The 17,247-nt window shown below is 29.6% G+C and carries 8 protein-coding genes; all 8 read right to left on the bottom strand.

Going from position 1 to position 17,247, the window contains the following annotated elements; translation table 11 throughout:
• Positions 1–146: 146 nt before the first annotated feature.
• The gene (locus WHD08_RS01030; RefSeq protein WP_208889572.1) at positions 147–1,238 is read right to left on the bottom strand and encodes an endo-1,4-beta-xylanase; all 1,092 of its coding nucleotides are present in this window, start codon (positions 1,236–1,238) and stop codon (positions 147–149) included.
• 19 nt (positions 1,239–1,257) lie between these two features.
• Complete coding sequence (locus tag WHD08_RS01025; protein ID WP_208889573.1) at positions 1,258–3,078, bottom strand: glycoside hydrolase family 2 protein; 1,821 nt, start codon at positions 3,076–3,078, stop codon at positions 1,258–1,260.
• A gap of 33 nt (positions 3,079–3,111) precedes the next feature.
• Entirely contained in the window at positions 3,112–4,674 is a 1,563-nt protein-coding gene (locus WHD08_RS01020) for a RagB/SusD family nutrient uptake outer membrane protein (protein ID WP_208889574.1), read from the bottom strand.
• 31 nt (positions 4,675–4,705) lie between these two features.
• A complete protein-coding gene (locus WHD08_RS01015; protein ID WP_165732697.1) occupies positions 4,706–7,726 on the bottom strand; it encodes a SusC/RagA family TonB-linked outer membrane protein in 3,021 nt (1,006 codons plus the stop codon).
• 212 nt (positions 7,727–7,938) lie between these two features.
• Positions 7,939–12,063, bottom strand: coding sequence for a two-component regulator propeller domain-containing protein (locus WHD08_RS01010; protein ID WP_208889575.1), 4,125 nt, complete (start codon positions 12,061–12,063; stop codon positions 7,939–7,941).
• A gap of 233 nt (positions 12,064–12,296) precedes the next feature.
• Positions 12,297–13,673, bottom strand: a complete 1,377-nt coding sequence (locus tag WHD08_RS01005; protein ID WP_208889576.1) for a hypothetical protein — start codon at positions 13,671–13,673, stop codon at positions 12,297–12,299.
• Positions 13,674–13,685: 12 nt separating this feature from the next.
• Positions 13,686–15,074, bottom strand: coding sequence for a GH1 family beta-glucosidase (locus WHD08_RS01000; protein WP_208889577.1), 1,389 nt, complete (start codon positions 15,072–15,074; stop codon positions 13,686–13,688).
• A 28-nt stretch (positions 15,075–15,102) separates the two neighbouring features.
• A complete protein-coding gene (locus WHD08_RS00995; RefSeq protein ID WP_208889578.1) occupies positions 15,103–16,704 on the bottom strand; it encodes an MFS transporter in 1,602 nt (533 codons plus the stop codon).
• Positions 16,705–17,247: the final 543 nt, after the last annotated feature.

Raw genomic sequence — 17,247 nt, 5'->3', positions numbered from 1 at the left:
AAGTATAACAAGAACGTAATATTTTACTAAGAAATTCATTTTAGGGACTTAGAAAGGCTTTTAAATAAAATATTCCACAACAAAAAAGGCAGTAATAAATAGTTTATGACTGCCTTTTGTTATAAAAATGTAAATTACATATGTGATTAATTCAATCCATTTAGAAATCCTTGATATGCTAATTTTTTATTTAGATCGGCATCAAATAACAACGGAAATTCTTTTGGATGCCATTCTGTTTTTAACCATGAGTAATTGTCTGAAACTCCCCAAGTGGAAATTCCAAACTTTTGACTTTCTGGTAATGTTTCATACATTGCTACAATAGCTTCATAAATAACAGATTGTTGCTGAGCATTCCCACTATATAAAGAGAAATCATTAGATTTATTTACATTTATTTTAATATCTAATTCAGAAATATGAATCAATAAATCTGTAGAAGCTAAGTCTGTAAAACCATCATTAATTTTAGTTAAACCAGTATCTGTACCATAATGAAATTGAGCACCAATACCATCAATAGGAAATCCTTCTGTTTTAAACCTAGAAGCCATGTTTTTAATTGATTCTCTTTTTCCTTCATCAATTACAACACTATAATCATTATAAAATAACTTCGTGTCAGGATCTGCGTCTTTTGCATATTGAAAACATCGTCCATAAAATGCTGTTGGATCATTAAAAAGTGGTGCAATTATATCTTCATTACGAGCGCCTCCATTATCTGCAAAAACCTCATTAACAACGTCCCAACTTTTTATTTTTCCTTTATATCTGCCAACAACATCTGATATATAGGTTTTTACTTTTGATTCAAAAGCGATAGAATCATTACTCTGATTTTTAAACCAATCTGGAAATGCTCTATACCAAACCAAAGCATGTCCATGAACCTCCATGTTATTGTCTTCTGCAAAATTCACCAAATAATCTGCTGCTTCCCAATTATAGTTGTTTTCAGATAGCCATAATTGGTCCATTTTCATTTCAAATTCTGCCGTCAATTGGTTAAAATTAGCTTTAAAAGCATCTGCATATTGAGCATCTGTTTTTAAAAGACTAGACTTTACTGCTGCTCCAACATTAAATTCAGCTTTTTCTTTTAAGCTAATTGTTGTTTCTACAGTTGTTCCTGATGGCTCAGCCCCTTGTACAAAAACAACTTTATCTTCGGTTGTGCAAGAAGTAATTAAAAGAAGCATAAATACTCCTATAATCTTAAAAATTTCTTTCATAATGTTTAATTTATTTCACTTATTTTTTTGATTCGTAATATGCCTTAAGAACATAAAATGCTTTTTTCTTTACACCATTATTAGAAATTAATCCTTTACGATTCCAGAAATCTTGATATACTGGGTTTTGACGTCTTGGTGATCTAAAATCAACTAAAATCCAAGGAGTCATTCCTCTAAAACCATCAATTTTTTCTAACATTTTTATTTGGTTGATATAAATAGCCTCTTGGTGTTCTTCACTCCACATAGTATCTTTATCTCCATGATAACCTGCTAAAGCACCTGCTCCAAATTCAGAAATTACTACAGGTTTATCAAACTTAATATGAAACTCATATTTATCTAATTCTTCTGGTTTACCCCAGTACCAACCACCGTATTCATTAAAACTAGCCAAATCTATTTTGTCTCCTAAAGGATCATCAACAACAACAGTATAACCTTCTCTTTCTACTTCTAAAGCTGCAGCTACTAACCTAGTATTATCGATACTTCTAACTTTGTCTACCAAATTACCCATAAACACATTTCTAGGTTCTGTAACCGGAGTTTCATTACCAATAGACCATATAATAACACTCGCTCTATTTTTGTCTCGCTCTATACCAACTTCTAACTGATTTGCTGCGTTTTTATAAGTTTCTGCATTTGTCCAAGAAATAGTCCAATAAACAGGTACTTCTGCCCAAACCATTAATCCCATTTCATCTGCTAAACGAAGCATTTTTTCATCATGTGTGTAATGTGCCAAACGAACATAGTTACAACCTAACTCTTTAGCCCAAGTTAACAACATTCTCATATCTGCTTCAGATCTTAATCTCCCTTTTATAAGCGGGTTTTCATCATGTAAAGAAATTCCTTTTAAGAAAATAGAGTTACCATTTAAAAAAATGTCTTTTCCAACCGTTTTAATGGTTCTAAATCCTATTTTATCTGTTATTTTTTCTTGATCAGATGAAATAGAAACTTCATATAATTTTGGGTTTTCTGGACTCCAATAACTTATTTTTTTTGTAGGAATAGAAAACTTTACAAACCCATTTTCATCAACTTTATATTCTTTCTTTATCTTTAATTCAGGAATTTCTAGAGATACTGTTTCCTTATTTTTTGAATTATCAACTTGAATATATCCTTCTATTATTTTGTTTTCATCTTTAGCCAATTGAACTTTATAATCACTTATAAAATTTTGTGGTGTTTCTAATATTGATACATCTCTAGTTATTCCTCCATAATTCCACCAGTCTGTATTAATTGTAGGTATTTCATCTACCTTACGAGTATTGTCTACCATTAAAACAATAAAATTGTCACCAGTATTTAGTTTGTTTGTTACTTCAAACTGAAAAGGAGTAAAACCACCTTTGTGAGATCCTATTTTTTTACCGTTTAAGTAAATATTAGATTCATAATTTACAGCTCCAAAATGAATAAAATAACGTTTGTCTTTTTCTGGATTGATAACAAAATCTCTTTTGTACCAAAGTGTTCCTTCATAAAATTCTAATTTTTCTTTTTGAGAATTCCAATCTCCAGGGACTGTTAATGTTGGAGCAGAATCAAAATCATATTCTACTTTTTCACTTTTACCAGGATTTGTAATGTTTTCATAAAAGCCTCCTTTTCCTGTTTTAGACATATCAAACGGTTCTAACCTATAATCTAGATATCCCATTTGATAAGGATCTATAATATAATTCCATTCACCATTTAAACTTAATTTTTCTCTACTGCTATTGTTTTGAATCGTCTTTTGTGCAAAAACATTTATAAAAATGGTGCAGAAAGTAATGATACTTAATAGCTCTTTTCTCTTAATTATTTGTAACATATTTTAATATTTTTCTGTTTATAAATCTTATTTTTAATACCCAGGGTTTTGTGGAAAAGTTCCCATTGCATCTATTTGAGATTGAGGAATAGGAAGTCTAACCATGTGAGGTTGCATAGGTTCTGGAGCTACATTACTTGAGTTAGATCCATAACGATAATGCAAATTTTGTCTCTCTACTAATAAACCTAATCTCTTTAATAAAAACCAACGATTTTTTTCGAAAGCCAATTCCCTTGCAGATTCTTCTAAGTACGTATCTAATGTAAAAGAAGTGAAGTTATTGGTTGTATTACCATAAGCTCTTTCTCTAATTTTATTGATGTATTCTAGCGCTTTAGACTCATTACCAGCTCTCCATTGTGCTTCTGCACCTAACAAAAGTGTTTCTGCAAAACGGTAATACATGTGATCTTTCCAACTTTCATTTTTTAATGCTGCTTTTTCTGCATCATAAAACTTTTTTAAACTAAAGTGATATCTTCTATAATTATCATCATAATCTGTAACAGGAATTACTTGCCCAAACCTAGGAGAATCTGGGTTGTTTGCTACATAAGTTTCTGGGTAGTAATACGTACTATAACGTTTGTCATTTGCTTTATCATAAAGATTTTCTAAATAATCATTAGGAAATGACCAACCAAGTGCTTGTCCCCCATTTTCTATTTGTGCTATAAAATCTCCAGACCCCTGTTCATATAAACGATGTGTAAAAACACTACCAAACCAAGATCCATCTCCACCTGCTAAAACATCATTTGCATTATCTATATTATTACCACCAAACAATTCATCTCTAGTGTAAGCAAATAAGGTTTCGCTGTGTTTTAAGTTTTGACCAAAAACAGTATTTAGATCTACTAAAGCATGACCACTATCATTAATAATTGCATCAAACTGAATTACAGCTTCTTCCCAATTACTTTCCCACATAGCTACTTTACCTTTTATGTGTCTTGCAGTAGCTTTATTATATCTTCCATAAGACTCATTATACGATAAGTTTTCTACAGCAAATTTTAAATCATCATTAATTAATTTATACACATCTGTTGGATTCGCCGGTTCGTAAACGATAACGTCATTTAAGTTTTCTGGTGTGGTTGCAATCGTATCTAGAAGAATATTATCATACATTCTTAATAGATCAAAATAAACTTCTGCTCTTATAACTTTAGCTTGTGCTAATAAATGATTTCTTTTAGTAACATCCATATCAATACCTTCTGCAGTATTAATGATGGCGTTTGTTCTATCAATAATTAAATACCCATTTACCCATTTATTAGCAGCAAAATTACTAGGTGTATGATTTGGACCATAAGGCCTGTGAAATGTTCTCGTTAAACCAAGATCTGTACCTGCTAAAAAGAAGATATTAGATATCAAACGATCATCAAAACCACCAGGTGCATTGTAAGATCTCATTAAATTGTATAATGCGTTTACTCCAACATCTAAACCTTCTTCTGAAGTGTAGATATAATCTACAAATACTTCATCAAAAACCTCTTCTTCTAAAAACTTTTCACACGAAATATTTAATGTCGAGATTAGAAAAGCTAAAACAAATAATATATTTATATTTTTCATCTTCTTATTTATTTATAATTCTTATTTAATTTTAAAATCCTACTTGTAAACCAACTACAACAGAAACTGCCTCTGGGTACTCATTTGGAGATTTTTCTGGACTATAAGATTGAAAATCTGTAATGGTTAACAAATTACTACCTGTAACATAAAACCTTAATTTATTAAGACTTAATGACGTTAAAGTTTTTTGAGGTATTGAATATCCTACTGATACATTTTGTAAACGAACATAAGAAGCGTCTTGTAACCCTTTAGATATTAATTGTGTAGGGTCATCAGATTCATTTGGTCTAGGAAAGCTACCTCCTGGATTTTCTGGTGTCCAATAATCTTGTTTAATTCCATTTTTAATACCTCTTAGAGAACCTCCTTCTAGATAACCATATAAGAAAGAGTTATCTTTAGTAATTCCCTGAACAGTAGTGATATTTGCAGAAAAGTCAATTCCTTTATATTCTGCTCCTAAATTTAAAGTTCCAAACCAATCTGGTGTTAAATCTGTTATTACACGATCGTCTGCATTTATAATACCGTCATTATTTTTATCTAATAACTTTACATCTCCAGGTTTTGCATTTGGTTGAGCCGAACTAATAATATCTTCCCCTTCTTGAAAAATACCTATAGGTTTATACCTATGAGCAACTTTTGTTGGACTACCAATAAATAATTGGTTAGCAACATCATCATCTTCTACACCATCACCGTCACTATCTATACCAGAAAGACTAAGTATTTTATTATTGTTTTTAGAGAAAATTAATCCTATATCTAATTTAAAATCGGTATCTCTAAGAACTGCTGTATTAAAAGACACTTCTACTCCTTGGTTTTCTACTTCACCAAGATTTACCAATTGACTAGAATAGCCTGTTGCAGCATTTAAACGAATAGGAAATAATAAATCTTTTGTTCTTGTATTATAATACTCAACTGTAGATGTTACTCTATTACTCCATAAACCAAAATCTATTGCAGCATTAAATGTTGTTGATGTTTCCCATTTTAAATCTGGATTAGAAATTTCATTATCACCAACATAACCAGATACTTTAATACCATCTATTATGTATTCTCTTAAACCAGCTGTAGCAATACTTCCGTAAGGATCTATACCTTCATTACCAACACTACCGTAACTAAATCTTAATTTTAAATTATTAACCGCATCAACTTTTTCCATGAAAGATTCTTTATGAATATTCCATCCTAAAGCAGCTGCTGGAAAAAATGACCACTTATTATTTGCACCAAAAACGGTTGAACCATCTGATCTACCAGAAACGGTTAAATAATATTTTGAATTATAATCATATTGTACTCTTGCAACAAAAGAAAGTAAGCCTCTAATATAACCAGTTGTGGTTGGTGTGTTTGTTTCTGCTGCTTCTAAACCATTAATACCTAAAATATCATTAGGTATATTATTGGCAAAATTATAAAACCTATTAGATTCCTTTTGGCTAATACTATGAACACCTGTTAAATTTAAATTGTGTTTAGAGTCTGTATTAAAATCAGTGGTATAAGTAAAAATGTTTTCTAACTGTAATTCTACAATATCATTGTAACTAACACTACCGTTTGCTAAACCACCACTAGAAATACCTGTTATAGAATTTGTAGAGTTATACGATAAAGCTTTTTGGTTCCAAGCTCTTCTACTTGCATTTAATCTATATTTAAAACCTTTAAATGGAGTTACGTCCATAAAAATATTTATAATATTATTACTATTACTATCGTCTGTATTTGTTTCTTTTAAATTGATTAAAGGATTTTTGTTTTCTTCAAATCCACTTGGTTCTATTCTTAAAGATCCATCATCATTATAAACTTTACCTAAAGGTGATGTTGTAATTGATGAAAGAATTATGTTACCAACATTTGGTCTATTTGAATTAGCATATTGAAAAGAAGTGTTTAATCCAATTTTTAACCAATCATTTAATTTTTGATCAACATTTAATCTTGCAGTTACTCTATTATAATCAGAGTTTTTAATAACACCTGTTTGATTAAAATAATTTAAACTGGTATACACACTCATTTTATCTGTACCAGAGGCAATACTTAAATTGTGGTTTTGTGTACTACCAACACCTATTATCTCTTTTTCCCAATCTATATAATTACCTGAATTTATACTTGATAATTCTAAATCAGAAAAAATTTGATCATCTGGTAAAAAAACTCCTAAATTAGAATTTCTACTAGCTTCTCTTTTCAGTTGAGCAAATTCCTCTCCACTATAAATATCAAAATTTCTGTTTATGGTTTGTATTCCTGATGAACCATTGTAAGAAACAGACATCTTACCTTCCTTACCTCTTTTTGTAGTAATTAATACAACTCCATTAGAAGCTCTAGCTCCATAAATTGCTTGTGCTGCAGCATCCTTTAAGATTTCCATAGAAGCAATATCATTTGGGTTAATATCATTAATATTTTCTATAGGTACACCATCTGCAATCACTATAGGACTGTTTCCTCCACTAATAGAGTTCTGCCCTCTAATAAGAATCTCTGAAGAACTACCAGGACCTCCATCTCCAAGTGTAACCTGTACACCAGCAGCTTTACCCCTTAACATTTCTCCTACATCAGATGTAGCAACTTTCATCATCTCTTCTGTTTTAACAGATGCCACAGAACTAATAAGATCACTCTTTTTCTGTGTACCGTATCCAACAACAACTATTTCATCTAAAGACACCGCATCAAATTTCATAATTATGCTAAGTTCAAATGAATCTTCAATTAACTTAGATACTGTTTTCATACCTATATATGAAAATTGTAAAGTATCTCCTTTTGCCGCCTTAATAGTAAAATTACCATCAAAGTCTGATTGCGTACCCGTTGTGGTACCTTTAATAATTATGCTAACACCAGGTATTGGCATATTGGTATCATCCGTTATTACTCCGGTAATTGTTTTCTGTTGTGCATTTATAGTATTATAAAAGCTACACATAAAAATAATTAAGCTTACTTTAAAAAGTTTTTTAGCTCGATTAATCATATTTGTTTGTTTGTATTCTTCCATATTTAAATCTTTCTTAGAATTTAGTTGATTTTTAATTTAACCATCGGAATTGAAAATAGGCTGTAGCAAAGATTCAAATAAATGAAAGTTAGATAGGGTTAAATACATTCATTTTGTGGGGTATGAATGTGTTTTCTTTTAGTTTAAAGGTGTTATAGGAAGATAAATTCTACTATTTTTTAAAACAATAAAAAGTTTTTAGACTACTAATTTTATTTTTCTAGCATCTTTTTTCTGTATTCGGAAGGAGAAACCTCAAATACTTTTTTAAATTCTTTGCTAAAATGTTTACGATCATTAAAACCAACTAAATAAGTAACTTCAGAAACGTTACAATTTGTTTTAATTAATATTTCTGAAGCTTTTTTTAACCTTAAATACTTAATTAAACTGGCAACAGAATGATTGGTAAGTGCTTTTACTTTTTTATACAAAACCGTTCTACTCATTCCTATTTCAGAAACCAACCCATTAACATCAAACTCTGGGTTTTCTATATTTTGTTCAATCAATTTCATTAACTTCTTAATAAACAACTCATCTGGGTCGTCTATTTTATCTAGTTTAGAGTCTATAATAAAACTTCCACTAAACTTTTGTCTTAATATTTCTTTGGAAGACAATAAGTTAATAATATTTAATTTTAAAACTTTAATACTAAAAGGTTTGCTTATATATGCATCTGCCCCAATAGTTAATCCTTCAATTCTACTTTGTGTAGAAGCTTTTGCCGTTAATAAAATGATTGGAATATGATTGGTTCCTTCACTAGTTTTAATATGCTTACAAAACTCAAAACCATCCATTTCTGGCATCATTACATCACAAATAATTAAATCTGGAATTTCTTTTACCATATAATCAAGAGCATCTTGTGCTTTAGAAAAATCGATAATATGATATTCTTCTTGTAGAATATCTGTTATAAATTGTCTAATGTCTCTTTCGTCATCAATTATTAAGAGCGTTTTTTTGCTAGTATCATTTTCAAAATTTTCTTGTTCATGACTACCATTGTTGTTTTGTATAATTTGAGAAATAGGTGTTTCTATAGTTGGTATAATAGAAACTGGATCATCAATTGTTATCTTGTTTTCTATTGCATAAGGTGTTTTTAAATGTTCTTTACCTTTCTGTAATGAGATTTTAAAGACAGTATTAGTCCAAGAACTATCTTCATTTTCGATCGTTAATTTTCCTAAATGTAGCTCTACAATTGTTTTAGATAATGCCAAACCAATACCACTACCTACATTTTTATATCCTCTTTCATTTAATTGAAAAAAGCTTTTAAAAACGTTGGTTTTACTACCTTTTGGAATACCAATTCCATTATCCTTTATTTTTATTTCTACCCAATTATTATCCTCTGCTACTTCTTCAATAGAAAGTACTATTTTCCCATTTTTCTTAGTAAATTTAAAAGCATTACCTAACAAGTTGTAGATAACTTTTTCCATTTGATATGTATCAAATAAAAGAGGGATTGCTTTAGAGTTCATTACAAATTTGTAATCAATATTCTTTTTAACTGCAAGTCCCTTAAAAGATTCAAAAATATCGAAACAAAATTGTACAATATCTTTTTCTTCGCAAAAGAGTTTAGCTTGCTTACTTTCAATTTTTCTAAAATCTAAAAGCTCATTAATCAGGTTTAATAATCTTTCTGAATTTTTCTTGATATTTAAAAGTTTTTTATAGTTTTTTTCATCCTCCTTATTTAATTCTAAAAGCTCTTCTACAGGTCCTTTAATAAGTGTTAAAGGTGTTCTTATTTCATGAGATATATTCGTAAAAAAGTCTAACTTCATATTATAAAGCTCTTTCTGTCTTATACTTTCTGTTTGTTTTAATACAAGCGCCTGTTTAATGTACATTTTACTTCTAATAAAATTCATAATTAAAAAGATAATAGACAATAAAAGTAGTAGGTATAGAAAATAAGCTAAATTAGTTTGCCACCATGGTGGAAGTATTTTAATTTTTAATGATTTTACTAATGTTGGGTTTTCTAGACCTTCTTGATGTAATGATTTTAACTTTAAAACATAGGTTCCGGCTTCTAAAGCGGCCAAGTTTATGTTATTTTGCGTACCAATATTCTGCCAATCACCTTTATCAAAGGTGCTCTCTAATTTATAGGCGTAATTATTTTTTTCGGTATGAATAAAATTTAAAGAACTAAATTGAAGTCCTATAAATTTTTGATTATGGTTTACCGTTATTTCCGATGCTTCAGAAATATCTTTTTTTAAAATTGGGTTATCTATAGAGAATTTCACTTCTTCATTATTAACCATTAATTTTGTAAGAACTATTTCACTTTCTTTTTTTGTTTTTTTAATGGTGTTTGGATCAAATAACACGAAACCTTTACCACCTCCAAAAGCAATTTTATTTTCTATATTCTCAGAACAATTAATGGAATAACTTTTAACAGTAATTCCGTTTTTAGTACCATAACTTAGAATTTCTAGATTTGATTTTATAAAAGGAATACTAAATTCATTAAATTTTATTTTAAACAGTAAATTATTAGAACTTACCCATAAATTACCATCATTATCTTCTGCAATACTTTTTATAGTATCATCGGTTAACCCAAGACCTTCATCTATTAGATAAAACTTATTATTATTTTTATCAAAATAAGTTAAACCTCCATATCCTAAGCCAATCCAAAGTCTATTTTTAGAATCTGTAAAAACAGTCGTTAATGTATTGTTAGGTAGTGAATATGCTTTTTCACTTTTAAAATAAGTTGTAAATGTTGACGTGTTTTTATTATAAAAATCTAGTCCAAACTGTGTAGAAATCCATAAACCTTCTTCAACTTTATTTATGTCTATAATAAAGTTATCACTAATAGAGTTCTTAGAAGTATCTTTAATATAATTTTTAATATCACCGTTTTTAGAAACTTCAATTAATCCATTTCCGTCTGTACCAACCCAAATAGTTTCGTTATCTACAGCAAGAGAAGTTACTTGAACATCCTTATCATTTATGGTTATTTTACGAAATGTTTTTTTCTTTTTATTAAATTCGAATAAGCCTATTAATGTTCCACATAAAAGAGTATTCTCATTTTTATTTTCAACAGAATTTATAACGTTTGCACCATTTCCATTAAAGGAATTTATAAAATAAGATTTTCTAACGCTAGTTTTAAAGTTTAAATGATTTAAACCACCTCCATTTGTTCCTGCCCATAATGAGCCGTCAACATCACTGGCTAATGCATTAACAATACTATTGTTTAAACCAAACTCTCCTTCTATACTTTCATTTATATTAACAAAATTAGAATTACATTCATTGTAAAAATTAATACTACCAATCTTTGTTCCTAACCAAACACTGTTTTCTCTATCTTTTAATAAACTAGTTATATTATTATCACTAATTGTTGATGCTATTATTTGATTGTGTTGATAGCTAAAAAATTCTTGTGTATCTTTTTTAAAAACATTTAAACCGTTATCTGTAGCAAACCAAATAGTATTAGTATCAATAGATAAAATATCTTTTACATTATTAGATGAAATTGTATTTTTATCACTTTCTAAATGTTTAATAGCTATAAATTTATTACTACGTTTCGAGAACATATATACCCCTGCACGTTCCGTTGCAAACCACAAATCTCCTTGGTGGTCCTTTACTATTTTTAAAATTCTATTTTGATGAAATAACTTGTTCTCTTTTATTGATAAAGGTAATTCTATTGGGAAACCTGTTTCAGGATTAAAACTTTTTAAACCAGCATTTGTGCCAACTAAAACACCATGTTCTTTATCGTAAAATAAAGAATAGACCTTGCTATTACTTAAACTAGGATTTGTTGTTTTAAAAACATCTTTTAATAAATGATTTTCCTTATCAATTTTTCTTACGCCTCCAAAAGTACCAACCCACAAATTGTTTTGATCATCTTCTACAAACGAAGAAATATAGTTTCTACCTCCTTTTGTTTTTAGAATATCAATAATTTTAAAATCATTTGTATTTCTATTATAAAGGTTAACTCCATGATTTGTTCCAACCCATAAATTTTCATTTACATCCTCGTAAATAGTATTTATCTTGTTATCGCTAATAGTACCATCTTCTCTATTTTTGGTATAATATCGTATAAAATTATAACCGTCATAACGCAATAAACCATTATCTGTTCCCATCCAAATAAACCCTCTTTTACTTTGAGTAATTACAGAAATATTACTTTGAGGAAAGTTGTCGTTGTATTCTACTGTATTAAACTTTAAATCTAATTTTTGAGCATTAGAAGAAAACGAAATAATAAATAGCAGAAAATAGAAATATATGTTTTTCATGAGGATGTTATTACTCTAATAGCTTAAAAAAAATAAACTTATGTAAAATAAGCTAACCTTAGAAACTTAACAAATAATATATTTTATTTTTTATTAAAGGTAATGTTTCTTGTTATTTAAAGTACTCATTAAATTGAGCATTTGGTATTAATAAAATTAACTTCTTCGAACATTTCTTACAATTAAGAGTTGTTCAAAGAAGTTAAAAGTTTCCTTTTAGTATGTATTCTTTTTTAAAATACGATTACCTCTGGAGCTTTATTATTTTTTGCCATTTCAATGGTGTAAAGAATTTGTTTTTTAAGAACTCCACTTTTATTAAAAACAAGCACCATTGTACTGTTTGGGGCAATTGTTCCTTTAAAATTAGCTTTTAATTCGTTTTCTGATGTTAAAATCAAATCATCTTTTGTGTTTTTGTTTAAAGAGTTCAAATCAAAATTGTAAGAGTCTTTTTCACTTTGATTCATTAATAAGAAACTATTTTGAGCTTCATTTTCAGAACCTAAAATCTTAAAGTATCCTTTATTACTAGTCATTTTAACATAGTTTCCTGTTATGTTTTCTGACATCATTTGCATGTGGTAATACGTAGAATGAGGTGTAAAGTTTGGTGGACTACCAATATAACCAAAATAGGTTTTTGCAACATCACTTTCTTGAATACACCAAGGGGTTACACAAAAAGCTTCATATTCCATTGATAAAGAAAATACATCTACCCAAAACTGACCGTTTATAAATGAAGGTACAGAAATACCTTCTATACTTAAGTCATCTGGGTTAGAATACGTAATATTAAATTCTGTAAGTCCCCAAGTTAATGCAGCATCTCCTGTTCTATTATATTTTAAATTAGAGGCATCTATATCTTCTTTTAAACTTAAAATTTGACCACGAATTTTGTCTACAGAATTAAAAATAACATCTTTTCTCGTATATTCCTTTCCATTAGGGTACGAGTGAAAATTTACACCATCTATATACCAATTTCCATTTTCATCACGTCCAGCAACACTTTTTTCATCACTTAACAGTAATGCTTCGTATAAATCATTATAATATGAGGCTGCATCTGGAACAAAAATCTTAATTGTTGGGTCTACAACTTTCATAGCCGTTGCATACGTTTTTATCATGTTAGAAATTGAATCTATAGACCATTTAGACATTCCGTAAGGTTCATTTCCAATAGACCAATATTTAACTTTTAAACTATCTTTACTAAAATGTTTTACTAATTCGGCAGCTCTTTCTGCAGATTCTAATTTAGAAACTTGAAATAACGGTTCTGCACCAATTTTTTTAATAGATTTTACCCAAGTTTCTAAAGTCTCCATAGGTGGCATTTTAACATCATAACCATTACCGCCAATTCTAATGATTTTTGGCCCACTTTCTTTTACTTTTCCCCAAAGAGATTCTTGAATGTAACCTGGTCTACCTTCTGCCCTATTTGTTAACCACAAATTCTGACCAAAGAAATATGGACTTATAGGTTTTGCTGTTGTTATTCTTGTTGCTGTTGTTTCTTCTATTTTATCTATTGGTTTGTTGCAACCAAAAAAGATTCCAATAATAATGATTGTAAATTTTAATATATTTTTCATATTCTCTTTTAATTATAATGATACTTCTGCACTATCATTTTTTATTGCTTTTTTAAACCAATGTGCAGATTTTTTAGGAATTCTTTCTAAGGTTTTAAAATCTACATAATGCAACCCGAACCTTTGTTCATATCCCAGAGCCCATTCAAAATTATCCATAAAAGACCAAGCAAAATAGCCTTTTAAATTTACGCCATCTTGTATTGCTTCTTGACAAGCTATTAAGTATCCTTGATAAAAATCTAACCTTTCTTGGTCATCAATTTTACCATCTATTAATTTATCTGGATAGGCACAACCATTTTCTGTGATGTAAATATTTGGTTTGTTGTAACGTTTATCTATCCATTTTAAAAGTTTCTTACATCCCCAAGGCACCACTGCCCAGTCCATTAAAGTTACTTTCCAATCTTTATCTACAGACAAATCTACATCCTGATCTTCAGAAATTCCTCCATTTCCATTTACAGCAACTTCCTTTTTAATTCCGTCTGAATTTGCGGCAAACATGGTGGTGTAATGATTTAGTCCAAAAAAGTCTGAAGTACCTGTAATTAACTCTTTCTCTTCTTTAGAAAAGGAAGGAAGACGTTCTTTTAATCGTTCTTTCATTACCTTCGGATAATCTCCTTTGTAAATAGGATCTGCAAACCAAGCGATAAAAAATTCTAGAGCTCTTTCTGCAGCGTCTTTATCTTCTTTACTATCTGTTAAAGGTTCTCTCCAATCGCAATTATTAGAAATTCCTATTTCTCCTTTTTGATGCGTATATTTTTCTCGATATAACTTTACAGCTTTTGCATGTGATAAAATTAAATGATGTCCTGCCAAATAAGGTTCTGAATTAGAAACTCTACCAGGAGCAAAAACACCTTGTCCGTAGCCTAAAATAGAAACTACCCAAGGTTCATTTAATGTAATCCAGTTTTTTACACGATCACCAAATCTATCAAAACAGATATCAGCATATTCTTTAAAGTAATCGGTAATATCTTTATTTAACCAACCGTCATTTTCCATTTGTAACGCCAATGGTAAATCCCAATGATAAAGTGTAACCCAAGGCACGATATCTGCTTTTAAAAGTTCATCAATTAACTCAGAATAAAACTGAATTCCTTTTTCATTAACAGCTCCTTTTCCTGTTGGCATAATACGAGACCAAGCAATAGAAAAACGATAGGCTTTAACCCCCATCTCTTTCATTAACTGTATGTCTTCTTTAAATTTATGATAATGATCGCAAGCAATATCACCTGTTTCATTATTATTTATTTTACCAGGAATGCTACAGAAAGCATCCCAAATAGACGGCCCTTTTCCATCTAAATCACTAGCTCCTTCAATCTGATATGATGATGTAGCTGTTCCCCAAACAAAATCTTTCGGAAATTTATTCATAAGTATAGTATCAATATTTTTATATATTCTATTTTTCTAGTAATCTTCTTGTATTTAATTCTGATGTAATTTCATCTAATTTAGTCTGGGTAAGCGGATAAAAGAACATTACAATCGCTGCTAAAATGGTAACTATGGATGGAATCCAACTCATTAACATAACAACTCCTGGCAATGCACCTTCAATTGCCACCGAATCTTGACCACTATAATGAAATGCAGCTAGAACCAAACCTATAATAGCACCTGCAATTCCGCCTCCAAATTTTGTTGCAAAAGAACCTGCAGAATATACCAATCCTGTTGCTCTCCGTCCGTTTTTAAATTCTGAATAATCTGCTGCATCTCCTAACATTACAAAGAACAAAGTAGGCAGAATTGCCGCACCAAATTCAGAGATAATACCTAAGGTAAAAATCATAGAAATATCATTTGGACCACAGAAAACTAGTAATGCATTTACACCTCCAGAAAATAATAGTGCACAAATAAACAACATTCGTTTTCCTAATATTTTACCTAAAGGAGCGGTAATCATTGCTCCTGCAATAGAGGCTAACATTAAGCCAACCATAAAACTGGCGGCCAATAATTGATCATTTAAATAATGTGTAAAGTAAACTACAACAATTCCTTGTTTTATAGAATTATACACATTAAATAACAGGCCAATTGCTAATAAAATTAACCAAGGTTTGTTTGTAATTAAATCTTTTAGATCTTGTTTTAAGTTTGTTTCTTGGTCTTTAGGTGGCAATACTCTTTCTTTTGTTGAATAAAAAGTAATAATCATAAACAAGGTTAAGAAAATAGACATTACATAAATAGAGTTGCTATATCCTTTCTTTTGATCTATAATTGAAAAAGATTCTTTATTGATGTCTTTTTCTCCGGTTACAATAAATGTGTATTTTTTATTAGCTTCTATGGTAAAGCTCTTTCCTTTAGTAGGGATATTTTCTTCGGACTCAAGAGTATCCCAAGTAAATAAAGCAATTCCGTTTTCTGTTTTAATATTTGCGTTTAAAACATCTTTTGGTGCAGAAACTTCCACTTTAAATCTTTCTGTATCTAATTTATCAACTTTAATCGTTGGGTTTACATTACCAAAGTAAGCAACCAAAAAAAGTAAGGCTCCTTGTACCAACATTCCTCCTCCAAATGCCCCAACCATTCTAAAAGAACCAATACTTGTTCTTTCTTTATCATTACCCGTCATTACTGCCATTAATGCTCCGTAAGGAACGTTATTTGCTGTATAAATTAAGGTAAATGCAATGTAGGTGATATAGGCATAAATAATTTTACCTGTTGGGTTTAAATCTGGACTAGAAAATAGTAACGAAAGACTTAAACCTAAAGGGACTGCTGTCCATAAAATCCAAGGTCTAAATTTACCGTATTTAGATTTGGTTCTGTCGCCAATAATACCCATTAAAATATCGCTAATACCATCGCTAAAGCGAGATACCAACATTAAAAGCCCTACTGTTGCAGGATGTAATCCAAAAACATCGGTATAAAATATAAATAGAAATGCGGCAACACCCCTCCAAGCTATATTGGCTGCACCATCTCCAAGAGCATATCCTATTTTTTCTTTTAATGGTACTTTATTTATGTCTAACATGCATTAATTTTCTAGGTTGATTAAAAAAAAGAGACATTCATTTTTTATGTTATTTCTAGACTGTAAAGAAAATATTTATGTCCAAATTTAAAGTAAGGTAGATGTATTTTTTAGGGGGGGTATATGAACTAATTGCATAACTCAAGCACTAACATTACTATTAAATAAAAAACTCAACCTAAAGAAAAATAGGTTGAGCTTAATTATTATGAATTAATTTATTTTTCACAAGTTAAACAACCTTGGTAAAAACATTGATATTTCTGGAATATATATTATTAATAGTAAAACAATCACCATAATAAATAAAAAAGGCAGCAACGGTTTTATAACTTGTGACACTGAAAATTTAGTAATACCAATTTCTAAAATCAGAATTGTTAACGCATGAAGCGTACATAAGCCTATACAAAGATTCAGTACTAATACGGTTCCAAAAGGTACTGGATACATCTCTAAAGTAGTTGTAAAAATTAGAACTGCCAGAGCCATATCCATAAAAGTTCCAATAATTTATAATACTAAATTGATTAATAAAAAGAT

The organism is Polaribacter sejongensis, from assembly GCF_038024065.1.
Lineage (GTDB): Bacteria > Bacteroidota > Bacteroidia > Flavobacteriales > Flavobacteriaceae > Polaribacter > Polaribacter sejongensis.
This window is presented reverse-complemented; position numbering and strand designations above follow the sequence as displayed.